A 25,759-nucleotide genomic window follows, 5' to 3' on the forward strand; every position below is an offset into this window, starting at 1 on the left:
TTGCGGCGCGGCGGCTATTGCACCAGCACGCTCATGCCGGGGCGCGCGCCGGCGATCGGCGCGGCCGGCCGGGCGCGCACTTCGAAGGTGCGCACGTCGAAGCCGGCGCCGCCGCGCGTGGCGCGCCAGGTGGCAAAGTCGGGCAGCACGGCGTTGTAGAACACCGTGAAGCGGGCCGGGCGCCCCGCCGGGTGCGCGGCGTCGGCCAGCGCGGGCAGTGTGGCGTCAAAGCTCTGCCCTGGCGCAAAGCGCGCCAGCCGGTCCTCGCGCACGTTCAACACCACCCACTGGTCCTGCAGGTCGACCACGCTGACCACGGCCACGCCCTGCGGCCACAGCTCGCCGGGCTTGGCCAGCACCTTGGCCACCTCGCCGGCCACGGGGCTGCGCAGCTCGGTTTCGGCCTGGGCGGCCTCGGCTTCGGCCACCACGCCGGCCACCTGGCGGGCCTGGGCGTCTGCCACCAGGCGGTCTTCGGGGCGGGCGCCGGCGCGGGCCATGTCGTATTGCGCCCGGGCGGCGGCGGCGGCGTCGCGCGACGCTTTCCAGTTGGCCTCGGCTTCGTCGCGTTTTTGCTCGGCCACCAGGCCCTCGCGCGCCAGATTGGCCACGCGCTGATACGAGGTGTGGGCCAGCTGAGCCGCGGTTTCGGCGCGCTGCCATTGCATGCGCGCCATCTCCACTTCTTGCGGGCGCGCGCCGTGCTCGGCCTTTTGCGCCACGGCTTGCGCGGCCTGCTCGGCGGCGGTGGCTTGCTGCAGCTTGGCGCGCACCTCGGGGCTGTCCAGGCGCACCAGCAGCGCGCCGGCGGCGATGGTCTGGCCTTCATGCACGGGCACTTCCAGCACGCGGGCGGTGACCTTGCCGGCCACGTCGGTCTCGCGTGCCTCCATCTGGCCTTGCAGCACTTCGGGGGCGGGGCGGGTGGCCTGCCACAGGCCCCAGGCCAGCAGGGCCAGTACGCCCAGCAATACAAGCAGCGCGACGGGTTTGCGCAAGGCGGTCTTCATTTTTCGGTCGGGGTCGTGGCGGCGGCGGGCACGCGGATGTCGGCGCGGGCGATGTAGGCGGAAAACTGGTCCGACAGGCCGGCGCTTTCCAGCAGCTGCGCCAGCGCCTGCACGTAGTCGTTGGCGGCCTGGGCGCGCTCGGTCAGCACCTTGGCCTGGTTGGTTTGCGCGTCGATCAGCTCCAGCGTGGTGCTGGTGCCTTCGCGCAGGCCGGCGGTGCGCAGGCGCAGCACCTCGGCGGCCAGAGCGACCGCGCCCGCCATGTCCAGGTACTGGCGGCGGGCGGTGTCCACCGCGCGCCAGTGGCGCTCCACCAGCAGGGCCAGGTCGCTGCGCAGCTGCGCGTCGGCGTGCTCGGCCTGCTCGATCTGCTTGAGCGAGGCGGCCTCCAGCGCGTCGCGGTCGAGCGAGTCGTACAGCGTCCAGCGCACGCCCAGACCGGCGGCCCAGTCGGCGTTTCCGGTCTTGAGCTGGCGCGAGCCGAAGGCGATGACCTGCGGGCGGCGCAGCGCCTGTTCGCCTTCGTGCAGGCGCTCGGCCTGGGCCTTCTTGGCGGCCACCTTGCTGATGCCGGGGTGGTGCGTGAGCGCGGCGTCGATGAAGTAGGACAGCGGCTCGATGGGTTGGCTGTTGACGAACAGGGGCGTTTGCGGTGCCACCGGCCCCGGAATGCCCACCGTGCGGGCCAGCGCCGTGGCGGCCAGTTCGGCGTCGCTTTCGGCCTTGTTGGCATTGCGCCGCGCCTCGTCCAGCGCGGCGCTGGCTTGCAGGCGCTCGACACGGGCGATCACGCCACCGGCCAGCATCTTGGCGGCGGCCTGGTCGTGCTCGGCGATGGTGCGTTCGGCCTGCGCGCGCAACTCGGCCGCGCGGCGCGTCAGTTGGGCGCCGAAGTAGCGCTGCACCAGCAAGGTATCGAGCTGCTGGCCGGTGAGCTGGCTGTCGGCCTCGGCTTCGCGCTCGCGGGCCGCCATCAGGCCGCGGGCCGCCTCGGGCGCGCCGCCGGTATAGATCGGCCAGACGGCGGCGATGGCGGCGTGCGTGCCACTGGCGTGCCGGTTGAGCGTGTAGCTGCCGGGCAGTTGCGGAATGGGCACGCGCCCCACCAGGTTTTGCGCCCAGTTGGGCAGGGCGGCGTTGATCTGACCCAGGCTCTGGTTGAGCGGGTCCAGGTCAAGATCGAGGTTGGCGTTGTAGGCATAGGCCATGCCGGTGAGCGCCACCGAGGGCCCGCCCAGGCGCTTGAGCGCGTCGGCCTGCAGCTGGCTGGCCTGCTGGGCGGAACGACTGGCGGCCAGTTGCTCGGAGTGCGCCAGCAGGCTGGCGCGCGCGGCGTCGAAGCTCAGGGCGGTGGCGCCCTGCGCCCAGGCGCCGGGCGCCAGCAGCAGGGCGGCCACCAGCGATGCCAGACGGGGGCTGCCGGCAGGGCGCGCCAGCGCGTGGGGCTTGGACAGCGGCAAGGTCATGGCGAGGCGGGCAACGGGAGGGTGACGTGCAATGGCCGTGATTGTGCGGTTTCACGGCGGTCGGTTGTGGAAATGATGGTTGCCGTACGGAAAAAACCCGCCGAAGCGGGCTGGGCTTGCTGGCCGCGCGGGGGTCAGCGTTGGAGGGTCGGCGGCGCCGAGACCGACACCAGGACCTTCTCCGCGGGGGCGGGGGTTTGCGTTTGCACCTGGGCCGTGACGGCGGGCGGTGCATCGACCGGGGACAGGCTCGCCGTCGCCTTGCCACCGTGCACGCTCACCACCAGCGGCACGATCAGCAGGGCCACGATGTTGATGATCTTGATCAGCGGGTTGACGGCCGGGCCGGCGGTGTCCTTGTAGGGGTCGCCCACGGTGTCGCCGGTGACGGCGGCCTTGTGCGCGTCGCTGCCCTTGCCGCCGAAGTGGCCGTCCTCGATGTACTTCTTGGCGTTGTCCCAGGCGCCGCCGCCGGTGCACATGCTGATGGCGACGAACAGGCCGGTGACGATGGTGCCCATCAGCAGGCCGCCCAGCGCCTTGGGCCCGAGCAGCAGGCCGACCAGGATCGGCGCCACCACCGGCAGCAGGCTGGGGATCATCATCTCCTTGATGGCGGCGCCCGTCAGCATGTCGACCGCGCGGCCGTACTCGGGCTTGGCCGTGCCTTCCATGATGCCCTTGATCTCGCGGAACTGGCGCCGCACTTCTTCCACCACCGCGCCGGCCGCGCGGCCCACCGCTTCCATGGCCATGGCGCCGAACAGGTAGGGGATCAGGCCGCCCAGGAACAGGCCGACGATGACCATCGGGTCACTCAGGTCGAAGCTGATGGTCTGGCCGAAGGTGCCCAGCTTGTGCGTGTAGTCGGCAAACAGCACCAGCGCCGCCAGGCCGGCCGAGCCGATGGCGTAGCCCTTGGTCACCGCCTTGGTGGTGTTGCCCACGGCGTCCAGCGGGTCGGTGATGTCGCGCACGCTGGAGGGCAGCTCGGCCATCTCGGCGATGCCGCCGGCGTTGTCGGTGATCGGGCCGTAGGCGTCCAGCGCCACCACGATGCCGGCCATGCTCAGCATGGACATGGCGGCCACGGCCACGCCGTACAGGCCGGCCAGCGCATACGACACCAGGATGGCGATGCACACGCAGATCACCGGCCAGGCGGTGGACTTCATCGAGATGCCGATGCCGGCGATGATGTTGGTGGCGTGGCCCGTCGTCGAGGCCTGCGCCACGTGCTGCACCGGCTTGTACTGCGTGCCGGTGTAGTACTCGGTGATCCACACCAGCGCGCCGGTCAGCACCAGGCCGACCACGCAGGCGCCGAACAGCTTCATCACGGCGCCGCTGCCGCCCAGTGCGTTGTCGGGCATGATCCAGGCGGTGACGAAGTAGAAGGCGATCAGCGACAGCACGCCGGCAATCGCCAGGCCCTTGTACAGCGCCGGCATCACGTTCTTCATGCCGGGGCTGGCCTTGACGAAGAAGGTGCCGATGATGGAGGCGATGATCGACACCGCGCCCAGCGCGAGCGGGTACAGCACCGCCTGCGTGGCGGCGTTGGTCAGCATCAGCCCGCCCAGCACCATGGTGGCGATCAGCGTGACGGCGTAGGTCTCGAACAAATCGGCCGCCATGCCGGCGCAGTCGCCCACGTTGTCGCCCACGTTGTCGGCGATCACGGCCGGGTTGCGCGGGTCGTCCTCGGGGATGCCGGCCTCGACCTTGCCGACCAGATCGGCGCCCACGTCGGCGCCCTTGGTGAAGATGCCGCCGCCCAGGCGCGCGAAGATCGAAATCAGCGAGGAGCCGAAGGCAAAGCCGATCAGCGGGTTGAGCGCATGCGCGTCGGCCGCCGTGCCGCCCAGGAACCAGTAGAAGCCCGTGACGCCCAGCAGGCCCAGCCCCACCACCAGCATGCCGGTGATGGCGCCGCCGCGAAAGGCCACGTCCAGCGCCGGGCCGATGCCCTTGGTGGCCGCCTGCGCGGTGCGCACGTTGGCGCGCACCGACACGTTCATGCCAATGAAGCCGCAGGCGCCCGACAGCACCGCGCCGACGACGAAGCCGACCGCCGTCTTGACGTCCAGAAAGACGCCGATCAGGATCGCCAGCACCACGCCGACGATGGCGATGGTGCGGTACTGCCGCGCCAGGTAGGCCGCCGCGCCGGTCTGGATGGCGGCCGAGATTTCCTGCATGCGGGCGTTGCCGGCGTCCTGCGCCAGAATCCAGCCGCGCGCCCAGAAGCCGTAGATCACGGCGATCACGCCGCAGACAAGCGCCAGGATCAGCGCCGAGTTTCCTGTCATGAAAAGCTCTCCTCTTGTGTCGTCATTGCGCTTCGGAGGAGCAGGCCCGTGCTGTGGTGCAACGCAGCCGGCTCATCCACTGCGTTGCTTCCTCGTGCCCCTTGCGGGCACCGATTGGCCAACCCCTGAAATTTAGCGCGAAACGGGCCGGCCCGCCCAAACCGTAAAATCAGGCCCGATTTCAGCCGGCCCCGACGGGGTCATTTTTTGCGGAAAAAGCCACACCATGTCCCTCGATAGCGTCTCCCCCGGCAAAAACGCGCCCGACGAATTCAACGTGATCATCGAAATCCCGTTGAACTCCGACCCCATCAAGTACGAGGTCGACAAGGCCACCGGCACCCTGTTCGTCGACCGCTTCATGACCACGGCCATGTACTACCCGGCCAACTACGGCTACGTGCCGCAGACCCTGTCGGGCGACGGCGACCCGGTGGACGTGCTGGTCATCACGCCCTATCCGCTGCAGCCGGGCGTGGGCGTCACCTGCCGGCCGCTGGGCATCCTGAAGATGGAAGACGAAGCCGGCATCGACGGCAAGGTGCTGGCGGTGCCGATCGACAAGGTGCTGCCCATCTACAGCCACTGGAAGAAGGTCGACGACATCAACCCGATGCGCCTGCAGGCCATCAGCCACTTCTTCGAGCACTACAAGGACCTGGAGGCCGGCAAGTGGGTCAAGGTGCTGGGCTGGGAAGGCCCCGAGGCCGCGCGCAAGGAAATCACCGACGGCATCGCCGCCTACAAGAAGTAGGGCGGTTCAGAGGCTGGGAGTTTTTTGGGCGTGCCCGAGGGGCGCGTCAAAACGCGGCCAATCGAGGCGCAAAGCGCAGACGTAGCTCGGGCTACGGCGAGCATTTGCAACGACGAGTGGGCGTGTTTTGGCGTGATCAGCGGGCATGAACAAAAGACTCTCAGCCTCTCAGGCGCCGGCCGGGCGCGCGCCGCGCCGCTCGGCCACCGCGATGCCGCCCAGCACCATCGCCAGGCCCAGCGCGTGGTAGGGCCGCAGCGGCTCGCCCAGCAGCAGCACCGCCAGCGCGGGGCCGAACACCGGCGTCAGGTTGTAGAACACGCCGGCGCGCGCCGGGCCGATCAGCTCGACCGCGCGGATGTAGGTGATCTGCGACACGAACGAGGGCAGCAGCCCCACGTACACGATGATCCACCAGCCGCGCGCCGTGGGCCAGAAGAAGTCGCCCGCCGCCGCCTCCCAGGCCAGCAGCGGCAGCGAGGCCAGCGCCGCGATGCCGGCGACGGCGGCAAAGAAGGCCAGCGGCGACACCGCCGGCTTGGCGCGCAGCCCCAGCGTGTAGCCCGCGTACAGCACCGACGCCGCCAGCACGCCCACGTCGCCCACGTTCAGGTCCAGCGCGCGCAGCACCGCCCACTGCCCGCGCGCGGCCACCACCGTCACCCCCGCCAGCGTCAGCGCCACGCCCAGCGCCTGCAGCGCCGACACGCGCAGGCGAAACACCGCCGCCGCGCCCAGCAGCACCAGCACCGGCACCACGCCCTGGATGATGGCCAGGTTGACCGCGCTGGTGTGGTGCGCGGCCGTGTAGTACAGCGCGTTGAAGCCGGTGAAGCCCGCCACGCCCATGGCCGTCAGGTAGCGCCAGCGCGGGCGCAGCAGCGGCCATGCCGCCACCACCTGCCGGCGCGCCACCAGCCACAGCGCGAGGCAGGCCACCGACCAGCGCGCGGTGGTCAGCATCATGGGCGACACCTGCCCCACCGCCAGCCGCGCCGCCACCACGTTGCTGCCCCACACCAGGGTGGTGAAGATCAGCAGCAGCGCCGGCCGACGGTCGAGCCAGGCCCGCCAGGCGGCGAATGGTGACGGAGCGGGCGCGGCAGGCATGGCGGCGAGCGTAGCAGCGCGGGCGCGGAGGCGTCGGTCGGGCGGGCGACAGGGGGATGCGAATTTTCAAGCCAAATCGCGGTACAGCCGGCGTTGAACAAGCGCGAATAGCTATCAAAATAATAGTTGATGCGCGGCGTTGGCGCCGACGTCACGCGCTGCGGCTGGGCAAGGATAATGAGCCGCGACCCATGACGCCGCCCAGCCCATCCCTTGCATTCGAGCACGCCAGCCCGCTGGCGCGGGCGCTGGTGGGCGCCGCCGTGCAGCACATCGAGAGCGCTGGCGCGCTGGATGACGCGGCCGAGCTGCGCCAGGCCTTTGCCGCCCAGCCCACGCGCGCCGCGCAGGTGCAGGCGCGCGCCTGGCTGCTGGGCCGCCGCCTGGGCCTGCCGCAGGAGCTGGCGCGCTGGCGCCAGTGGGGCGGTTGGGTGGCGCTGGCGCTGGCGGTGCTGATCGCGCTGGCCGGCCTGGCCGCCGGGCGCAGCGTGCTGGCGCCCGACCGCAGCATCAACGCCGTGGCGGCCTTCGTCAGCCTGCTGGGGCTGCATGCGCTCACACTCACGGTCTGGCTGCTGGGGCTGCTGGCCACGCTGGCGGGGCTGCACGTGCGGCTGGGCGACTGGTCGCTGGGCCGGCTGGCGCTGGGCCTGGTGGCTCGCTGGCCGCAGGGCCGCGGCCCGCACGCGCTGGACCTGTGGCGCGGCTTCGGCGCGGTGATGCAGCGCCAGCGCCTGTGGCCCTGGCTGACCGGGCTGATCAGCCACGGCATCTGGACGGCCGCCTTCGTGCTGACGCTGGCGGTGCTGGCCTTCGGCTTTGCCTTTCAGACCTATCGGCTGAGCTGGCAGACCACCATCCTGAGCGCCGAGTTCTTCCAGCGCTTCGTGCAGATCACCGGCGCGCTGCCGGCGGCGCTGGGCTTTCCGGTGCCCGACGCGCAGGCGGTGGCGCAGGTCGGGCAGGCGGGGGCCGGCTTCGTGCCGCCCGCCGCCGGCCAGCGCGAATGGGCCTGGTGGCTGATGGGCTGCGTGGCGGTCTACGGCCTGCTGCCGCGCGCGCTGCTGGCACTGCTCAGCGCCTGGCGCTGGCGTGCCGGCGTGGCGCGCTTGAAAGGCGTGGACATGGCCGACCCCGAGGTGCAGCGCATCGTGCGCCGGCTGGACGCGCTGGAGCCGCCGCCGGCGGTGATCGACGCCGAGCACCCGGGTGCCGGCGCGGCCGCCCCTGCTTGGCCGGCGGCCGCGCCCGGCGCGCCGGGCTCGTGGCGCGCGGTTGGCTTCGAGCTGCCGCCCGATCAGGCCTGGCCGCTGCCGCCGGACCCGGCCGCGCCGCCCCTGCACGTCAGCGGCAGCCAGGCCGAACGTCAAAGTGCGCTGCAGCAGCTGGCCGCCACGCGCCCGCAGTCGCTGCTGCTGCTGGTGCACGCGCCGGCCAGCCCCGACCGCGGCACCGCGCGCTTCGTGCGCGAGGCCGCCGCGCTGGCGCAGCGCGCGGCGCTGTGGCCGCTGGGCGCGGGCGACGACCAGGGCGCACGCTGGCGCGACTGGTTGAAATCCGAGCATTTTGACGCTGTAGCGCTTGTCCAGTCAGCGCCGGCAGCTCTCGATTGGATAGCAAACCACGAGGTCGCCGATGCCTGAGCCGCTGATCGTCGCCGTGGTCGGCCACACCAACGCGGGCAAGACCTCGCTGCTGCGCACGCTCACGCGCCAGGTCGATTTCGGCGAGGTGTCCGAGCGCCCCGGCACCACGCGCCACGCCGAGGCGCTGGCGCTGCGGCTGGACGGCCAGGTGGCGGCGCGCTTCATCGACACGCCGGGGCTGGAGGATTCGGTGGCGCTGCTGGACTTTCTGGGCCGCCAGCCGGGGGAGACGCGCACCGAGCGCGTGCGCGCCTTCCTGGCCGGGCCCGAGGCGCGCGCCGCCTTCGAGCAGGAGGCCAAGGTGCTGCGCGCGCTGCTGGAGCAGGCCGACTGCGCCATGCTGGTGATCGACACGCGCCAGCCGGTGCTGCCCAAGTACCGCGCCGAGATCGAGATCCTCGCCGCCTGCGCCAAGCCGGTCATGCCGGTGCTCAACTTCGTGCGCGACGGCGCCGCCCGCGTGGCCGACTGGCACCGCGCGCTGCAGGAAAGCGGCCTGCACGCGCGCGCCGAGTTCGACGTCGTGGCCCCCTTCAACGGCAGCGAGCGCGAGCTGTACACCGACCTGGCCAGCCTGCTGCCGCAGCGGCGCGCGCAGCTGGCGGACCTGGTCGACGCGCTGGCGCTGCAGGCGCGCGAGCGCCGCCAGGCCGCCGCCCGCGTGGTGGCCAGCCACCTGGTCGACGTCGCCGCCATGCGCCGCGCGCTGCCGGCCGATGAGTTTGCCGACGCGCTGCGGCAAAAGGCCTTCGTGCGTGCCTTTCAGGACGACGTGCGCGGCCACGCGCGCCACGCGGTGAGCGAGCTGCTGGCGCTGTTCGGCTTTCGCGAAGGCGACGCCGAGCTGGCCGAGCTGCCCGCGCTGGCCGAGCGCTGGGAGGACGATTTGTTCAACCCCGAGCTGCTCAAGCGCGCCGGCACCCGCCTGGGCCTGGGCGCCATGATCGGCGCCGGCGTGGGCGCGGTGGCCGACGTGGCGCTGGCCGGCCTGTCGCTGGGCGCCGCCACCACCCTGGGTGCCACCGTGGGCGGCGCGCTGTCGGGCGGCTGGCGGCCGCTGTGGCGCAAGGCCAAAAACCGCCTGGACGGCGTGCAGGAGCTGACCGCCGACGATGCCCTGTTGCTGCTGCTGGCCGAGCATCTGTCGGCGCTGGCCACGGCCCTGGCGCGGCGCGGCCACGCCGCGCAGCAGCGCCTGCGTGTCGGCACGGTGGCGCTGCCGACGGACGCGGTCGGCGCGCCGGTGTCCGAGGGCGTGCTGCGGGCCGTGCAGGCGCTGGCGCCGGCGCGTGGCCATCCAAAGTGGGAGCGGCGCCAGCGCGGCGCGCGCGACGACGACGAGCGCACCGAGCTGGTGGAGCGCGTGGCGCGGCTGCTGCCGCCCGATCCGGAGGAGGACGAGGCATCGTGATCAAGAAAGTTCTGTGGGCCGTGCTGGCCGGGGTGGTGGCGCTGGCGGCTTTTGTCGCCATCAACACCGTGCGCAAGGGCTCGCGCCAGCTGCAGGTGCCGCCGCTGGCGCCGCTGGCCATCGACGAGGGCGCCGTCGCCCAGCGCCTGGGGCAGGCGGTGCGCCTGCAGACGGTGTCCTCGCAAACCGACGCGCAGCTCAATGCCGATCGGTTCGAGGCGCTGCACGCGCTGCTGCAGCAGCAGTTTCCGCGGGTGCACGCCCAGCTCACGCGCGAAACCGTGGGCGGCCTGAGCCTGCTCTACACCTGGCCCGGCAGCGACCCGCAGGCCAAGCCCATGCTGCTGATGGCGCACCAGGACGTGGTGCCCATAGCGCCCGGCACCGAGGGCGACTGGCAGCAGCCGCCGTTTTCCGGCGCCGTCGAGGGCGGCTACATCTGGGGCCGCGGCTCGTGGGACGACAAGGGCAACCTGCTGTCGCAGCTGGAGGCGGTCGAGCTGCTGCTGCAAAGCGGCTGGCAGCCGCCGCGCACCGTCTACCTGGCCTACGGCGCCGACGAGGAGGTCGGCGGCCAGCGCGGCGCGGCGCAGATCGCGGCGCTGCTCAAGTCGCGCGGCGTGCAGCTGGACTTCGTCATCGACGAAGGCCTGCTGGTGCTCGACGGCGTGCTGCCGGGCCTGAAGCCGCCGGCGGCGGTGATCGGCATTGCCGAGAAGGGCTACCTGTCGGTGCAGCTGACGGTGTCGGCCACGCCGGGCCATTCGTCCATGCCGCCGCCCCAGGGCACGAGCGCCATCGCCATGATGGCCGCCGCCCTGACCAAGCTGGAGAACCGGCAGATGCCCGCCGCCATCCGCGGCGTGGCGGGCGAAATGTTCGACACCCTGGCGCCCGAGATGAGTGGTTTTTCGCGCGTGGCGCTGTCCAACCTGTGGCTGTTCGGCCCGCTGGTGCAAAGGCAGCTCGAGGGCGCCGCCAGCACCAACGCCCTGCTGCGCACCACCACGGCGCTGACCATCGTGAGCGCCGGCAACAAGGACAACGTGCTGCCCGGCCGCGCCGAGGCCACGGTCAACTTCCGCATGCTGCCGGGCGACACCGAGGACGGCGTGCTGCAGCACGTGCACGGCGCGATCGACGCGGCGGTGCCGGCCGATCAGCTGAAGCTGGAGACCCTGCCCGGCGCCAGGGAGGCGTCCAAGGTGGCGCCCACCGGCTCGGCGCAATACAAGCTGCTGAACCAGACCATCCGCGAGGTCTTTCCGGACGCGCTGGTGGCCCCCGGCCTGATGGTGGGCGGCACCGACTCGGTGCACTACGAGCCCATCAGCGACCACATCTTCAAGTTCTCGCCCGTGCGTGCCAACAGCGAGGACCTGAAGCGCTTTCACGGCACCAACGAGCGCCTGGCCGTGAAGAATTACGCGGACGCCATCCGCTTCTATCACCGGCTGATCACGCAGATGGCGGCCGCGCGGCCGGGTGCGTGATACTTGCCGTCATTGCGTTGTCGGTCAACAATAGGCCCATGACCTCTGCCCGCAAGCCCCTTCTCGTCGCCACCCTCGCCCTGCTGGCCGCCGCCGGCGCGCAGGCCAGCTGCTACACCGTGCTGGACGGCAAGGGGCAGATCGTTTCGCAGACCTCCACCCCGCCGGTGGACATGTCGCTGCAGCTGCACCAGACCGTGCCCGAGCGCTTCGGCCCCGGCGCCAACATGGTGTTCGGCGTGGCCGACGAAAACTGCGGCCCGCCGGCCGAGCCCTTCGAGGCGGCGCAACTCACGCCGGTGGTGCACCAGGTCGGCGGCAAGCGCGTCATCCGGCGCAAGCCCAAGGCCGACCGGGGCTAAGCGGGGGCGCTTGCGTGGCGCAGGGGCGAGCGCTCCTGCAGATCGTGCAGGTAGCGCTCCATCCCCTGGTCCTCGCGCGCCAGAAAGCGCGCCACCGCGTCGGCAAAGGCCGGGTGCGCCAGCCAGTGGCAACTGGTGGTGGCCACCGGCAGCAGGGCGCGCGCCATCTTGTGTTCGCCCTGCGCACCGCCCTCGAAGCGCGCCACGCCGTGGCGAATGCACCAGTCGATGGGCTGGTAGTAGCAGGCCTCGAAGTGCAGGCAGTCCACGCGCTCCAGCGCGCCCCAGTAGCGGCCGTAGGCCACCATTTCTGAGTCGTTTTGGCCCCCAACGCCCGCCAAATCTGCGCTGACAGCTATCAAACTGCAAGCGATGGGCTGCCCCGCGCGCTCGGCGATGAACAGCACCCAGTGGCTCGCCAGGTCGCGCGCCATGGCCTCGAAGAAGGCGGGCGTCAGGTAGGGTTCGTTGCCGTGCTCCAGGTAGGTGCGCTCGTAGCAGCGGTAGAAAAACGCCCAGTCCGCCGGCGTGATGGCGGCGCCGCGCGCGCTGCGAAACCTGACGCCGGCCGCAGCCACCTTGCGCCGCTCCTGACGAATCTTTTTGCGCTTGTCCTGCGTCAGCGCGGCCAGGAAGTCCTCGAAGTCGCGGTAGGGGCCAAGCTCGTGCTCCGAGCCGCCGCCGGGCCGCCCCAAGGCGGCGAGCGCCCCCTCGGGGGGCAGCGCACCACGCGCAGCGGGGGAGCGTGGGGGTCTCAAGTTCTTCCAGTGGAACTGCACCTGGTGGCGCGGCATCAAATCGGCCGCCGCGCACGCCGCCACATCCTCGTCATCGCCGAACAGCACGTGCAGCGACGACAGCTTGTGCTGCGTGCACCACGCCAGCAGCGCCCGCACCAGCGCCGCGCGCGCCGCCGCATCGCGCGCCAGCAGGCGCGAGCCCGGCACGGGGGTGAAGGGCACGGCCACCAGGGCCTTGGGGTAGTAGCGCAGGCCGTGCTCGGCATAGGCGTTGGCCCAGGCCCAGTCGAACACGTACTCGCCATAAGAATGCGCCTTGACGTACAGCGGGCAGGCGGCGGCCAGCGCCGCCCCGTCCCACAGCAGCATGAAGCGCGGCGCCCAGCCGGTCTCGGGCACCGCGCTGCCGCTGGCGTGCAGCGCCGCCAGGTATTCGCGGCGCATGAAGGGCGTGGGCGCGTGCTGGCGCGCCAGCAGGTCGTTCCAGGCCTGCGCGTCAACGGTGCCGGGGTCGGTGACGATCTGTTGGCGAAAGGGGGGGCGGCTTGGAGCAAGGCGAAAACAGGATGCGGGTACTGCCGGATTATTGGGCGAGAGGCTGAGAATCATCGGCAGGCGAGACATTGACCGTTACATGCAACCAGGCTAAAGTGTTCCATGTAACGAGAGGAGTGCCTTTCATGACCGCCACGCATGTCAACGCCAGGGTTCAGAAGCATCGGGATGCCTTGCGCGAAGCCGGGCTTCGCCCGGTTCAGATCTGGGTGCCCGATACGCGCCGTCCGGACTTCGCTGACGAGTGTCGCCGCCAGTCCCTCTTGGTGGCACAGGCCGAACTGGACGATGCCGAGCTGCAGCGGTTCATGGATGCGGCCTTGGCGGACATGGACGGCTGGACGGCATGAACCGTGGCGATCTGGTCACCGTGGCGACGCAGGGCGACTTCGGCAAGCCCAGGCCCGCCTTGATCATCCAGGCCAGCCAATTCAGCGCTCACCCCAGCGTCACGATCCTTCCGGTGTCGAGCGCGCTGGTGCAGGCCCCCTTGCTTCGCATCCTGCTTGCGCCGAGCGCCGAAAACGGTCTGCAAAAGCCATCGCAGGTCATGGTCGACAAGGCCATGACCGTGCGGCGCGACAAGCTGGGGCGGGTCATCGGCCGCATCGATGCCGACGCCCTGGTCGAGGTCGAGCGTTGCCTGGCGGTGTTTTTGGGCATTGCCAAGTAGGCCGCGGCGCAGGCCTTGGCCGCCGGCTGTCGCCCCGCGCGACGCGTTCGCTACCATTCGCTCCTGACGCCCATCTTCCCGCATCGACATGTCCCTCTCCATCTGCGTGGCCCAGCTCAACTTCGTCGTCGGCGACATGCCGGGCAACGCGCAAAAAATCATCGACGCGGCGCGCAGCGCGCATGCGCAGGGTGCGCGCCTGCTGCTGGCGCCCGAGGGCGCGATCTGCGGCTACATCGCCGAGGACCTGCTGCTGCGCCCGGCCTTCATGGCGGCCTGCGATGACGCGGTTCAGACCGTGGCGCGCGAAACGGCGGCGCTGCAGGACTTGGTGATCGTGGTCGGCCACCCGGTGGGCCACGACGCGCGCGGCCCCAGCGTGACCATCAGCGAGCGCCACAACGCCGCGAGCGTGATCTGCAACGGGCGGGTGCTGGCCACCTACGCCAAGCAGCGCCTGCCCAACTACCAGGTGTTCGACGAGCGGCGCTACTTCGTGCCCGGGCAGGGTGCCTGCGTGTTCGAGGCCGGCGGCGTGCGCGTGGGCCTGCTGATCTGCGAGGATGCCTGGTACGCCGAGCCCGCGCGCCAGGCCAAGGCGGCGGGCGCCGAACTGCTGGCGGTCATCAACGCCTCGCCCTTTCACCAGGGCAAGGGCGTCGAGCGCGAGGCCGTGATGCGTGCGCGCGCGCGCGAGGTCGGCCTGCCGCTGGTGTGGGCGCACTGGGTGGGCGGGCAGGACGAGGTGGTGTTCGACGGCCAGTCCTTTGCCGTCGCATCGGACGGCACGCTGGCGGGCCGCGCCCCGGCTTTTGAAGAAAAACTGTGGTTTGCGCAGGCGCAGCAAGCGCAAGCAGCTATTCAAATAATAGCAACGACGACACCGCCGCCCACGCCCGAACGCGAGCTGTGGGACGCGCTGGTGCTGGGCCTGCGCGACTACGTGCGCAAGAACGGCTTCAAAAGCGTGGCGCTGGGCCTGTCGGGCGGCATCGACTCGGCCCTGGTGCTGGCGCTGGCGGTCGATGCGCTGGGCGCCGGGCAGGTGCACACGCTGATGCTGCCCAGCCCCTACACCGCCGGCATCAGCGTGCAGGACGCGCACGAGATGGCGCGGCGCCTGGGCGTGCGGCACGACGAGCTGTCGATCCGCCCGGCCTTCGAGACCGTCAAGGCCGCGCTGGCGCCTTTGTTCGCTGGCCGCGCCGAGGACACCACCGAGGAGAACATCCAGGCGCGCCTGCGCGGCCTGCTGCTGATGGCGCTGTCCAACAAGTTCGGCCACCTGATCCTGACCACCGGCAACAAGAGCGAGTACGCCGTGGGCTACTGCACGCTGTACGGCGACATGTGCGGCGGCTTTGCGCCCATCAAGGACGTGGTCAAGACGCGCGTGTTCGAGCTGGCGCGCTGGCGCAACGCGCACGACCCCTACGGCACGGGCGCCAACCCGATCCCCGAGCGCATCATCACCCGCCCGCCCAGCGCCGAGCTGCGCGAAGGCCAGACCGACCAGGACAGCCTGCCGCCCTACGAGGTGCTGGACGCCATCATCGTCCGCTACGTCGAGCACGACGCCGCCATTGCCGAACTGCTGGCCGAGGGCTTCGCCCCCGCCAACGTGGAGCGCGTCACGCGCCTGATCAAGGGCAGCGAATACAAGCGCCAGCAGGCGCCGGTGGGCACGCGCGTGACGCCGCGCGGTTTTGGCAAGGACTGGCGTTATCCTATGACCAATCGATTCCGGGCCTGAGCCCCACTGGAGCACCCTGCATGAAACAAATCACCGCCATCATCAAGCCCTTCAAGCTGGAGGAGGCCCGCGAGGCGCTGGGCGACGTCGGCGTCACCGGCCTGACGGTGACCGAGGTCAAGGGCTTCGGCCGCCAGAAGGGCCACACCGAACTGTACCGGGGCGCCGAGTACGTGGTGGACTTCCTGCCCAAGGTGATGATCGAGGTGGTGGTGGCCGACGAGGCCGTCGAGCGCTGCGTCGAGGCCATCGTCAAGGCCGCGCGCACCGGCAAGATCGGCGACGGCAAGATCTTCGTCACCCCGGTCGAGCGCGTGGTGCGCATTCGCACCGGCGAGGAGGGCGACGAAGCGGTCTGAGCCCATCCCACATCCGCGCGCGTCGCGGTTCATGCATGGCAAGGGGTTGGCCGGCGTTGCTGGCCAACCCCTTTTGTCTTTGTGCCTGGAGGCGTGAGCACATGAATTAATTTGCATGTTCATGCGTTGCGTTGTCGCAACTTTGTGGTATTCCCGCTCCCTAAGTGCAACATAATTACAAAAATTACGTGTGTGCACCGCCGAGATGGTCGGTCGAGATGCATTTTTTTTCAGGAGCAGGTGGACATGAAGATGTTTTCAAATGGCGTGTCGCGCCGTCGGGTGCTGGCGCGCGGTGTGTCGGTGGTGGGGGCCGCCGCGGGCGTGCTGGGTTCGGGGCGTGCGCTGGCGCAGGGCCCGGCGGCGGCGGAGAAGGACAAGCTGAAGGTCGGCCTGATGCTGCCCTACAGCGGCACCTACGCCAAGCTGGGCGAGGCGATCGAGAACGGCATGCGCATGGCCGTGGCCGAAAAGGGCGGACGCCTGGCGGGCCGCGACGTCGAGTGGATCAAGCTGGACGACGAGTCCGAGCCGAAGAAGGCGGACGCCAACGCGCGCCGCCTGGCGGTGCAGGACAAGGTCGATGTCATCGTCGGCACCGTGCACTCGGGCGTGCAGATGGCGATGCAGAAGGTGGTGGCCGAGACCGGAACGCTCACCCTCATCCCCAATGCCGGCGTGCACGCGGTGACGCGCGGCGCCTGCCTGCCCAACGTGTTCCGCACCTCGTTCACCATGGCGCAGCCCACGGTGGCGCTGGGTCAGGCCATGATCGAGCGCAAGGCGCGCCGCGCCGTGTGGGTGACCTGGGACTACTCGGCCGGCGCCGACTCGCTGGAAGGCTTTCGCGAGGGCTACGTCAAGGCCGGCGGCACCATCGTGAAGGAGCTGAAAGTGCCGTTTCCCAGCACCGACTTCAGCGCCGTGCTGGCCGAGATCGCCCAACTCAAGCCCGATGCCGTGGCCTGCTTCTTTGCCGGCGCGGGCGCCGCCAAGTTCATGCAGGACTACGCCAAGGCCGGGCTGCAGTACAGCATCCCGCTGTACGGCTCGGGCTTTCTGACCGAGGGCGTGCTGGACGGCGCCGGCGTGGCGGCCGAGGGCATCGTCACCACGCTGCACTACAGCAACCTGCTGCCCACCGTGCGCAACGGCGAGTTCCGCTACAACTACCGCCGCGCCTTCAAGCACGAGCCCGACGTCTACGCCATGCAGGGCTACGACACCGGCCTGCTGCTGCGTCACGGGCTGGAGGCCGTGCAGGGCGACATGAGCCAGCGCAATCGGCTCTATGGCGCGCTGGAGTCGGCCAGCATCGACAGCCCGCGCGGCAAATGGCGCATGGGCCGCGCGCACAACCCGGTGCAGGACATCTACCTGCGCACCGCGTCGGCCGGCGAAAACCGCCTGATCGGCGTGGCCGCGCGCGCGCTGGAAGACGCCGGCACCGGCTGCAAGCTGGCTTGATGCTGCGATTTTTGTAGTTTTGGGCGGCGCCCGTCGCACCGGCGACAAGGCGCCCTGCGGTCGCCGGCTCCGGCCGCGCTAGCATGGCGCCAAAGCCACCGGAGACAGCCCCCCATGCGCCCGCATTTCAAGTTCTGGCCGTCGCGCCTGCCGCACGCCATCACCGTGCCCGCCACCTCGCTGTGGCACAACCTGGCCATCAGCGCGCTGCGCTACCCGGACAAGCCGGCCACGGTGTTCTTCGGCGCGGTACTGACCTGGGCGCAACTGAAGGCCGCGGCCGAGCGCCTGGCCGCGCGGCTGCAGGCGCTGGGCGTGGCCAAGGGCGACCGCGTGCTGCTGAACCTGCAGAACACGCCGCAGCTGATCGTGGCGCACTTCGCCATCCTGCGCGCCGACGCGGTGGTGGTGCCCATCAACCCGATGAACCGGGCCGAAGAGCTCAAGCACTACATCACCGACCCCGACGCCAGGGTGGCCATCACCAGCGCCGAGCTGGCCGGCGAGCTGGCGGCGGCCTCCAACGCGCTGCCCGCGGGCCAGCGCCTGGCGCACCTGATCGTCACGCAGTACACCGACGCCTTCGACGCCGCCGTGCCGGGCGAGGACGCCCCGCCCGAGGCCTGGCGCGACTGGCTGCTGCCGCGCCGCCCGCTGCCCGTGCTCGACGGCGGCCAGGTGCAGGCCTGGGCGGATGCGCTGGCTTTTGACGGCCCGCTGGCGCCGACCACCGTGGGCTCGCAGGACCTGAGCGTGCTGCCCTACACCAGCGGCACCACCGGCCTGCCCAAGGGCTGCATGCACACCCATGCGTCGATCATGCACAACGCCGTGGCCTGCACGCTGTGGGGCAACGGCAGCAGCGAGACGGTGGGCCTGGTGGTGGTGCCCATGTTCCACATCACCGGCATGGTGGCGGTGATGCACGCGGCGGTGTACGCTGGCGCCACCATGGTGCTGATGCCGCGCTGGGACCGCGAGCTGGCCGGACGCCTGATCTCGCGCTGGAAGGTCACGGCCTGGGCCAACATCCCCACCATGGTGATCGACCTGCTGGCGAGCCCCAACTTCGCCAGTTTCGATTTGTCCAGCCTCAAGGCCATCAGCGGCGGCGGCGCGGCCATGCCGCAGGCGGTGGCGCAGCGCCTGTTCGAGGTCTACGGCCTGCGCTACGCCGAGGGCTACGGCCTGACCGAAACCGCCGCGCCCTCGCACCAGAACCCGCTGGAGCACCCCAAGCAGCAGTGCCTGGGTATCCCCTTCATGAGCACCGACGCGCGCGTGGTCGACCCCGACACGCTCAAGGAAGTGCCGCAGGGCGAGACCGGCGAGATCGTGATCCACGGCCCCGAGGTGTTCCAGGGCTACTGGAAGCGCCCCGATGCCACCGAGGCCGCCTTCTTCGAACTGGAGGGCAAGCGCTTTTTCCGCTCGGGCGACCTGGGCCGGGTGGACGAGGACGGCTACTTCTTCATCACCGATCGGCTCAAGCGCATGATCAACGCCAGCGGCTTCAAGGTCTGGCCGGCCGAGGTCGAGGCGCTGATGTTCAAGCATCCCGCCATCCAGGAGGCCTGCGTGATCGGCACCCGGGACGCCTACCGCGGCGAATCGGTCAAGGCCGTGGTGGTGCTGCGCGCCACGCACCAGGGCCAAGTGAGCGAGCAGGACATCATCGACTGGTGCCGCGAGCACATGGCGGCCTACAAGGTGCCGCGCGCGGTGCAGTTCGCCAACGCCCTGCCCAAGAGTGGCAGCGGCAAGGTCATGTGGCGCCTGCTGCAGGAAAAGGAAACCGGCTGAGCGCAGCTATGGCGCCTTGAGATACAGGCGGTCGGACCAGGTCGCCAGCCACTGCGGGCGAAAGGCCACGCAGATGGCGACGATCATGCCGGTCATGATGGCGTCGCCCCAGGCCATCAGCCAGCGTGCCACCAGGGCCAGGCCGGGTTCCACGCTGGCGCCCAGCGCCTGCCCGCTCCAGTGCGCCAGCGTGCCGGCGGCAAACAGGCACAGCGCGGTGCCCAGAAAGGCGCGCCCCAGGATGTAGACGAAGGGGTTGTGCGCCACCCAGCGCCGCAGCACCCAGCCCAGGCCCAGCGCCAGCGTGGCCGGCACCATGCCCAGCCACAGCGCCATGTCCAGCTGCTCGGCCGGCGTGACGGGCGCGATCCAGCCGGTGGCCAGCGCCACCGCGCCGAACACCAGCATGGCCAGTGGCCAGCCCAGCATCAGCAGGATCAGACAGGCGCCCGACAGCTGCAGGCGCAGCGGCAGGTGCTGCAGCCAGGGCAGGGCCCACAGCCAGGGCGTGATGACCAGCGCGGCCAGCAGCGGCGAGAGCAGGGCGCCGCCCGCCAACTGCCGCCAGGGCCGAAAGGCCAGGGCCACCAGCAGGGCGGCCGCGACGAGCGACAGGTTCAGCAGGGTCATGGCAGGGCGGGCGCCAACACGGGCGCGCCGGCGATTATCCTTGGCGCATCGCCCGCCTTTTTTGCATCATGTTTTTGCCCCCGTTCACCACCGCCGATCACTACCTCACCGCGCTGCGCGAGCGCGGCTACGCGGTGCTGGACGCCGCCGCCGTGCGTGCGCTCACGGGCGCGTCGGTGGCCGACCTGCAGCAGCTGGCGCGCGCCTGGGACGACCTGGCGCCGGACGAATACCTGAAGGACGGCGGGCGCTATCGCCGGCGCCGCCACGCCTCGTTCAAGGCCCAGGGCGGCGCCGTGCAGGACGTACCCTACCGCCCGCACTGGCAGCCGCTGGCCTACAACGCGCTGCACGGTGGCATGCAGCGCTGGTTTGCGCCGGTCGATGCGGCCACGCTGGCGCGGCCCGACTGGCGCGCGCTGCTGGCCTGGCTGGCGCGCGTGGCCGACGCGCTGTGGGGCGTGCAGCCCTGGTACGGCGAGGCCCACCCGTTTCGCATCGACACCACGGGCGGCATCGGCCGCCCCACGCCCGAGGGCGCGCACCGCGACGGCGTGGACCTGGTGGCCGTGTTCATGGTGGCGCGTGAAGGCGTCAAGGGCGGCGAGACGCGCGTGTTCGAGCAGGACGGCCCGCGCGGCGAGCGCTTCACGCTGGACGAACCTTGGTCGGTGCTGCTGCTGGACGACCACGGCGTGATCCACGAGACCACACCCATCCAGCCGCTGGCCGAGGGCGCGCCCGGCCACCGCGACACCCTGGTCGTCACGTTGCGCGCGCAGGGTTTTCTGGAGCCCGCGGCTTGACGTGCGTCATGACGGCGGGCGTGGTTCAAGCCGACAATCGATGCTGATTCAGCCCAAAAGGAGTTTTCCATGTTCAAGCACATCCTGGCTCCCGTCGATGGTTCCGCCACCTCGATGGCGGCGGTGGACAAGGCGGCCGAGCTGGCCAAGGCCTTTGGCGCCGTGGTCACGGCGGTGTACGTGATCGACCCCTATCCCTTCACCGGCGTCGGCAGCGAATTCGCCTATGGGCAGGATCAGTACCTCAACGCCGCTCGCGCCGAGGCCGCCGCCGCCATCGAAGGGGCCGCCCAGCGCCTGCAGGCGGCGGGCGTGCAGGCCGAGACGCGCGTCATCGAGTCGCATGCCGTCTGGCGCGGCATCGTCGAGGCCACCGATTCGTGCGGCGCCGACCTGATCGTGATGGGCTCGCACGGCCGCCGCGGCCTGGAGCGCCTGGTGCTGGGCAGCGTGACGCAAAGCGTGCTCTCGCACAGCAAGATCAGCACGCTGGTGGTGCGGGCACCCGCGGCGCCCGCGGCGGCGACGGCCTGACGCGCTATTTCTTGCGGCCCGCCGACGCCCGGCGTACGGGCACGGCGAAGGCCTCGCGTGCCTGCGCGGCCGCGTCCAGCCGCCGCGCGATGCTGCCGCACACCAGGTCGCACAGCTCGTACACCGACGGATCGGCGATGCGGTAGAGCACGCTGCTGCCCTGGTGCTCGCGCGCCACCAGGCCCTGCTGCGCCATCTGCGCCAGGTGGCGCGACACGTTGGCCACGCTCGAATCGACCTGCTCGGCGATCTCGCCCACGCTCAGCTGGCCCGTGCCCAGCGCGTTGAGGATGCGCAGGCGGGTGGGCTCGGACAGGGTGCGAAAGTAATGCGCCACGTGCTCGAGCGCGGCGGGCGGCAGGTCGGTCAGCGGAGACATCGGTCGGCAGTCGGGACGGGTCGGATCGTCAGGCAGTCTAACGCTTGACGGTGGAATTCTTGCGATTACACTATTGCGCATTTGCATGATTGCGCAAATAATAACGCAATGATCCGCGAACGCAAGTCCCATTGGTCCATCCGTGTGCGCCACGCCGTCCTGGCCGCACGCTGCGCGCTGGCAGTCGCCTTGGTGCTGGGCGCCAGTGTGCCGGCGCGGGCGGCGCCGGCGACCGAACTGCCCGTGCTGGCCGTGCAAGCCACCGCCGTGGCCCAGGCCAGCCGCTACGACGGCCAGGTCGAGGCCCTGCGCCAGGCGGTGGTCGCGGCGCAGGTGCCGGGCCGCGTGCTGGAGCTGAACGTGCATGCCGGCGATGCGGTGCGTGCCGGCCAGTTGCTGCTGCGCATCGATGCCCAGGCCGCCGAGCAAAACGCCGCCGCCAGCGGCGCGCAGGTGGCGGCGGCACGCGCGCAGCTCGACGTGGCCAGCACCGAACTGGCGCGCAAGCGCCAACTGGCGCAAAAGAGCTACATCAGCCAGGCCGCGTTGGAGCAGGCCGAGAGCCAGTGGCGTGCGGCCCAGGCGCAGGTGAACGCCCTGTCGGCGCAGGCCGGCGCCGCGCGCACGCAGACCGGCCTGCACGTGCTGCGCGCGCCCTTCGACGGCGTGGTGGCGCAGCTGGCGGTCGAGCGCGGCGACATGGCGATGCCGGGCCGTCCCCTGCTGACGGTGTACGACCCTGCCGCCCTGCGCGTGACGGCCAACGTGCCGGCCAGCGCCCTCAAGGGCGGCGCGGCCGGCGCGCAGGTGCTGCTGGCCGGCGCCGATTCCTTGTTGACACCGCTGCGTGTGCAGGTGCTGCCCACCGTCGATCCTCAGTCGCTGACGCAGCCCGTGCGCGCCGATCTGCCGGCCGGCACGCGGGCCGTGCCCGGCCAGTTCGCGCGCCTGCAGCTGCCCGGCGGCGCCGAGCGGTCGGCCCGCCCGCGTGTGTTCATCCCCGCGTCGGCGGTGGTGCGCCGCGCCGAGCTCACCGCGGTCTACGTGATGGGCGAGGGCCAGCGTCCGCAGCTGCGCCAGGTGCGCCTGGGCCCGGTGCAGGGCGCCCAGATCGAAGTGCTGGCCGGCCTGGACGCCGGCGAATCCCTGATCACCGACCCGCAGGCCGCCACGCGCGCCGTGGCCAACGGAAGCCGTTGATGCGCGGCCAGGACATGCATTCGCCGCCGCACCTGGGCATTTCCGGGCGCATCGCCGCGTATTTCCAGGGCGCGCAGATCACGCCGCTGCTGGCGCTGGTGGCCCTTTTGCTCGGCCTGTTCGCCGTGTGGGTGACGCCGCGCGAGGAGGAGCCGCAGATCGACGTGACCATGGCCAACGTGATCGTGCCCTGGCCGGGTGCCAGCGCGCGCGACGTGGAGGCCATGGTGGCCTCGCCGGGCGAGCAGGTGCTGTCGCAGATGGCTGGCGTGGAGCACGTGATGAGCGTCTCGCGCACCGGCGTGGCGGTGATCACGGTGCAGTTCAAGGTCGGCGTGCCGCGCCAGACCGCGCTGGTGCGCCTGTACGACGCCGTGGGCGCCAACGCCGACTGGCTGCCGCCGGGACTGGGCGTGGGGCAGCCCATTATCAAGCCCAAGGGCGTGGACGACGTGCCGGTGGTGGCGCTGACCCTGCATTCGGCGCGGCCGGAGACCGGCGCTTTCGACCTGGAGCGCGTGGCGCACAGCATCGAGGCCGAGCTCAAGCGCGTGCCCGGCACGCGCGAGGTCAAGACCCTGGGCGGACCCGGCCGCGCGGTGCGGGTCGAGGTCGATCCGGCGCGCCTGGCCGCCTCGGGCCTGACGCTGCACGAGCTGCGCGGCGCGCTGCAGTCGGCCAACCTGGGACTGCCGCTGGGCGAGGTGCTGGCGGGCAACCAGGCCATCGCCGTGCAGACCGGGCCATTCCTGCAAAGCCGTCAGGACGTGGCCGAACTGGTGCTGGCCAGCCGCGCCGGCAAGCCGGTGTATTTGCGCGAGGTGGCCACGGTGCGCGACGGCCCGCCGCCGCCCGCGCGCTACGTCTGGTACGGCGCGGTCGAGCACGCCGATGGCCAGAGCCGGCTGACCGAACAGCCGGCGGTGACCCTCGCCGTGACCAAGAAGCCGGGCGAGAACGCGATCGACGTGGCCGACGCCGTGATGCGGCGCGTGGGCGAACTGCAGGGCACGGTGATCCCGTCCGACGTGCAGGTGAGCGAGACGCGCAACTACGGCGCCACCGCCAACGACAAGGCGATGACGCTGATCAAGAAGCTGCTGTTCGCCACGCTGTCGGTGGTGGCGCTGGTGTTTTTCGCGCTCGGCCGGCGCGAGGCCGCCATCGTCGGCACGGCGGTGATCCTGACGCTCACGGTGACGCTGTTCGCCTCCTGGGCCTGGGGCTTCACGCTCAACCGGGTGTCGCTGTTCGCGCTGATCTTCTCGATCGGCATCCTGGTCGACGATGCCATCGTGGTGGTGGAGAACATCCATCGCCACCGCGCCCATCATCCCGACCGGTCGCTGCGCGAGATCATCCCCGGCGCGGTCGACGAAGTGGGCGGCCCCACCATCCTGGCCACGCTGACGGTGATCGCGGCCCTGCTGCCGATGGCCTTCGTCAGCGGCCTGATGGGGCCGTACATGAGCCCGATCCCCATCAACGCCAGCATGGGCATGCTGCTGTCGCTGGCGATTGCCTTCACGGTCACGCCCTGGCTCTCGCGCATCTGGATGAAGGGCGGTGCCGGCGACACAAAAGCGGCCGATGCAGGCCATGGTCTGGCGGGCCGGCTGGCGCCGCTGTTTCGGCGCGTGTTCGCCCCGCTGCTGGCCACGCGCAGCGGCCGGCGCAACCGCCGCCTGCTGGCCGCCGCGGTGGCCGGCCTGATCGCGCTGTCGCTGCTGCTGCCGGTGCTCGGGCTGGTGGTGCTGAAGATGCTGCCCTTCGACAACAAGAGCGAGTTTCAGGTGGTGGTGGACATGCCGGCGGGCACGCCGCTGGAGAAGACCGCCGCCACCCTGCGCGCGCTGGGCGCGCACCTGGCGACCGTGCCCGAGGTGACCAACTACCAGGCCTACGCCGGCACCGCCGCGCCGATCAACTTCAACGGCCTGGTGCGCCAGTACGAGCTGCGCGCGGGCGGTGAGGTGGGCGACCTCCAGGTCAACCTGGTGGACAAGTCCCAGCGGCACGAGCAGAGCCATGCCATCGCCATGCGCGTGCGTCCCGAGCTGGCCGCCATCGGCGCGCGCTTCGGCGCCAACGTGAAGGTGGTCGAGGTGCCGCCCGGCCCGCCCGTGCTGGCGCCCATCGTGGCCGAAATCTACGGCCCCGACGCCGCCGGCCGTCGCGCCGTGGCCAAGGCCGTGCGCGGCGTGTTCGAAGCCACGCCTGGCGTGGTGGACGTGGACGACAGCAGCATCGCCCGGGCGCCCGAGACCGTGCTGCTGGTCGACCGCAGCAAGGCCGCGCAGCTGGGCGTGACGCAGCAGGCCATTGCCAGCACGCTGCGCATGGGCCTGGCGGGCGACGCGGCCACCTATCTGCACGACGCCAGCCGCACGGCGGTGCCGGTGAGCATCCAGCTGCCGCCCGAAATGCAGGGCGGGCTGGACGCGCTGCTGCAGCTCACGGTGCGCGCGCAATCGGGCGCCCTGGTGCCGATCCGCGAGCTGGTGCAGGTGAGCGACACCGAGCGCGAGCAGCCGGCCCATCACAAGGACCTGCTGCCCGTCGTTTACGTGACGGGGGACATGGCCGCCCCCCCTACGGACAGCCCGCTCTACGGCATGTTCCAGATGCGCGGCCCGCTGTCGGAAATCAAAGGCCCCGACGGCGGCCCGCTGGCCGAAACCTTCATCCGCCAGCCTTCCAGCCCCTACGCCGGCTACGCCCTCAAGTGGGACGGCGAGTGGCAGATCACCTACGAGACCTTCCGCGACATGGGCGCCGCCTACGCCGTGGGCCTGATCCTGATCTACCTGCTGGTGGTGGCGCACTTCGGCTCGTACCTGACGCCGCTGATCATCATGGCGCCCATCCCGCTCACCATCATCGGCGTGATGCCGGGCCACGCGCTGCTGCATGCGCAGTTCACCGCCACCAGCATGATCGGCATGATCGCGCTGGCCGGCATCATCGTGCGCAACTCGATCCTGCTGGTGGACTTCATCAAGCTGCAGCTCGCGCAGGGAACGCCGTTTCGCCGCGCCATCGTCGCCAGCGCCATCACGCGCGCGCAGCCGATTCTGCTCACGGGCCTGGCGGCCATGATCGGCGCGCTGTTCATCCTGGACGACCCGATCTTCAACGGCCTGGCGATCTCGCTCATCTTCGGCATCCTGGTGTCGACGGTGCTGACGCTGGTCGTGATTCCGCTGCTCTATTACGTCGCCTACCGCGGCCGCCATGACGCGCCGGCCGCGGACGACGCATCGATTCCCGTTCACGCAAACCACTCTTGAAGGAGG

Annotated in this window: 22 protein-coding genes; 15 read left to right on the forward strand and 7 right to left on the reverse strand. The window is 70.8% G+C overall.

Annotated elements, in window-relative coordinates:
* Positions 1-14 precede the first annotated feature (14 nt).
* The 3 genes from ACWHMB_RS04490 to ACWHMB_RS04500 all read right to left on the reverse strand — a co-directional run bounded on the left by ACWHMB_RS04490 (position 15) and on the right by ACWHMB_RS04500 (position 4,788).
* Positions 15-1,010, reverse strand: coding sequence for an HlyD family secretion protein (locus tag ACWHMB_RS04490; protein ID WP_377482645.1), 996 nt, complete (start codon positions 1,008-1,010; stop codon positions 15-17).
* A complete protein-coding gene (locus tag ACWHMB_RS04495; RefSeq protein WP_377482647.1) occupies positions 1,007-2,476 on the reverse strand; it encodes a TolC family protein in 1,470 nt (489 codons plus the stop codon). The genes ACWHMB_RS04490 and ACWHMB_RS04495 overlap by 4 nt, the downstream gene beginning before the upstream one ends.
* A gap of 134 nt (positions 2,477-2,610) precedes the next feature.
* On the reverse strand, positions 2,611-4,788 hold the full coding sequence (locus tag ACWHMB_RS04500) for a sodium-translocating pyrophosphatase (RefSeq protein ID WP_377482649.1): 2,178 nt from the start codon (positions 4,786-4,788) through the stop codon (positions 2,611-2,613).
* A 226-nt stretch (positions 4,789-5,014) separates the two neighbouring features.
* On the opposite strand from ACWHMB_RS04500, the gene ppa reads away from it, so the two are divergent.
* The gene (gene ppa / locus ACWHMB_RS04505) at positions 5,015-5,542 is read left to right on the forward strand and encodes an inorganic diphosphatase (RefSeq protein ID WP_377482651.1); all 528 of its coding nucleotides are present in this window, start codon (positions 5,015-5,017) and stop codon (positions 5,540-5,542) included.
* Between the two features lie 168 nt (positions 5,543-5,710).
* Here ppa and ACWHMB_RS04510 read toward each other — a convergent pair whose 3' ends face one another.
* Positions 5,711-6,652, reverse strand: a complete 942-nt coding sequence (locus ACWHMB_RS04510) for a DMT family transporter (protein ID WP_377482653.1) — start codon at positions 6,650-6,652, stop codon at positions 5,711-5,713.
* A gap of 191 nt (positions 6,653-6,843) precedes the next feature.
* Here ACWHMB_RS04510 and ACWHMB_RS04515 point away from each other — a divergent pair, with 191 nt between their 5' ends.
* From ACWHMB_RS04515 to ACWHMB_RS04530, 4 genes are read left to right on the forward strand one after another with little or no spacing between them, the layout of a single operon-like run.
* Positions 6,844-8,295, forward strand: coding sequence for a DUF2868 domain-containing protein (locus ACWHMB_RS04515; protein ID WP_377482655.1), 1,452 nt, complete (start codon positions 6,844-6,846; stop codon positions 8,293-8,295).
* Positions 8,288-9,709: a DUF3482 domain-containing protein gene (locus ACWHMB_RS04520; protein ID WP_293225305.1), complete on the forward strand. Its 1,422-nt coding sequence runs from the start codon at positions 8,288-8,290 to the stop codon at positions 9,707-9,709. Before ACWHMB_RS04515 ends, ACWHMB_RS04520 begins: the two co-directional genes overlap by 8 nt.
* Entirely contained in the window at positions 9,706-11,202 is a 1,497-nt protein-coding gene (locus tag ACWHMB_RS04525) for a M20 family peptidase (RefSeq protein WP_377482657.1), read from the forward strand. Before ACWHMB_RS04520 ends, ACWHMB_RS04525 begins: the two co-directional genes overlap by 4 nt.
* A 38-nt stretch (positions 11,203-11,240) precedes the next feature.
* Complete coding sequence (locus ACWHMB_RS04530; RefSeq protein WP_447648449.1) at positions 11,241-11,564, forward strand: hypothetical protein; 324 nt, start codon at positions 11,241-11,243, stop codon at positions 11,562-11,564.
* On the opposite strand, the gene ACWHMB_RS04535 is transcribed toward ACWHMB_RS04530, so the two are convergent.
* The gene (locus ACWHMB_RS04535) at positions 11,561-12,913 is read right to left on the reverse strand and encodes a GNAT family N-acetyltransferase (protein ID WP_447648450.1); all 1,353 of its coding nucleotides are present in this window, start codon (positions 12,911-12,913) and stop codon (positions 11,561-11,563) included. The genes ACWHMB_RS04530 and ACWHMB_RS04535 overlap by 4 nt on opposite strands.
* 71 nt (positions 12,914-12,984) lie before the next feature.
* Between ACWHMB_RS04535 and ACWHMB_RS04540 the strand changes: the two genes are divergently transcribed.
* The 6 genes from ACWHMB_RS04540 to ACWHMB_RS04565 all read left to right on the forward strand — a co-directional run bounded on the left by ACWHMB_RS04540 (position 12,985) and on the right by ACWHMB_RS04565 (position 18,914).
* On the forward strand, positions 12,985-13,209 hold the full coding sequence (locus ACWHMB_RS04540; protein ID WP_377482663.1) for an antitoxin MazE family protein: 225 nt from the start codon (positions 12,985-12,987) through the stop codon (positions 13,207-13,209).
* Entirely contained in the window at positions 13,206-13,532 is a 327-nt protein-coding gene (locus ACWHMB_RS04545; RefSeq protein WP_377482665.1) for a type II toxin-antitoxin system PemK/MazF family toxin, read from the forward strand. Before ACWHMB_RS04540 ends, ACWHMB_RS04545 begins: the two co-directional genes overlap by 4 nt.
* 88 nt (positions 13,533-13,620) lie before the next feature.
* Entirely contained in the window at positions 13,621-15,285 is a 1,665-nt protein-coding gene (locus ACWHMB_RS04550; RefSeq protein WP_447648451.1) for an NAD+ synthase, read from the forward strand.
* Positions 15,286-15,305: 20 nt separating this feature from the next.
* Positions 15,306-15,644 carry a P-II family nitrogen regulator gene (locus tag ACWHMB_RS04555; RefSeq protein WP_293225318.1) on the forward strand — a complete coding sequence of 113 codons (339 nt, stop codon included), beginning with the start codon at positions 15,306-15,308 and terminating at the stop codon, positions 15,642-15,644.
* 246 nt (positions 15,645-15,890) lie between these two features.
* Complete coding sequence (locus tag ACWHMB_RS04560) at positions 15,891-17,111, forward strand: ABC transporter substrate-binding protein (RefSeq protein ID WP_377482672.1); 1,221 nt, start codon at positions 15,891-15,893, stop codon at positions 17,109-17,111.
* A 114-nt stretch (positions 17,112-17,225) separates the two neighbouring features.
* Complete coding sequence (locus ACWHMB_RS04565) at positions 17,226-18,914, forward strand: long-chain fatty acid--CoA ligase (protein WP_447648452.1); 1,689 nt, start codon at positions 17,226-17,228, stop codon at positions 18,912-18,914.
* Between the two features lie 6 nt (positions 18,915-18,920).
* Here ACWHMB_RS04565 and ACWHMB_RS04570 read toward each other — a convergent pair whose 3' ends face one another.
* Complete coding sequence (locus ACWHMB_RS04570; RefSeq protein ID WP_377482677.1) at positions 18,921-19,544, reverse strand: hypothetical protein; 624 nt, start codon at positions 19,542-19,544, stop codon at positions 18,921-18,923.
* A gap of 68 nt (positions 19,545-19,612) precedes the next feature.
* Here ACWHMB_RS04570 and ACWHMB_RS04575 point away from each other — a divergent pair, with 68 nt between their 5' ends.
* Both ACWHMB_RS04575 and ACWHMB_RS04580 read left to right on the forward strand, forming a co-directional pair.
* Positions 19,613-20,350 (forward strand): 2OG-Fe dioxygenase family protein, encoded by a 738-nt coding sequence (locus tag ACWHMB_RS04575; protein ID WP_377482679.1) that lies wholly within the window; start codon positions 19,613-19,615, stop codon positions 20,348-20,350.
* Positions 20,351-20,419: 69 nt separating this feature from the next.
* A complete protein-coding gene (locus ACWHMB_RS04580; protein ID WP_293226896.1) occupies positions 20,420-20,884 on the forward strand; it encodes a universal stress protein in 465 nt (154 codons plus the stop codon).
* Positions 20,885-20,888: 4 nt separating this feature from the next.
* Here the strand turns inward: ACWHMB_RS04580 and ACWHMB_RS04585 are convergent, their stop codons facing one another.
* The gene (locus ACWHMB_RS04585; protein WP_377482681.1) at positions 20,889-21,263 is read right to left on the reverse strand and encodes an ArsR/SmtB family transcription factor; all 375 of its coding nucleotides are present in this window, start codon (positions 21,261-21,263) and stop codon (positions 20,889-20,891) included.
* A gap of 108 nt (positions 21,264-21,371) precedes the next feature.
* Here ACWHMB_RS04585 and ACWHMB_RS04590 point away from each other — a divergent pair, with 108 nt between their 5' ends.
* The gene (locus tag ACWHMB_RS04590; RefSeq protein WP_377482683.1) at positions 21,372-22,463 is read left to right on the forward strand and encodes an efflux RND transporter periplasmic adaptor subunit; all 1,092 of its coding nucleotides are present in this window, start codon (positions 21,372-21,374) and stop codon (positions 22,461-22,463) included.
* Entirely contained in the window at positions 22,463-25,753 is a 3,291-nt protein-coding gene (locus ACWHMB_RS04595) for an efflux RND transporter permease subunit (RefSeq protein WP_377482685.1), read from the forward strand. Before ACWHMB_RS04590 ends, ACWHMB_RS04595 begins: the two co-directional genes overlap by 1 nt.
* The last annotated feature ends 6 nt before the right edge of the window (positions 25,754-25,759 follow it).

The organism is Ottowia pentelensis (genome assembly GCF_964341695.1).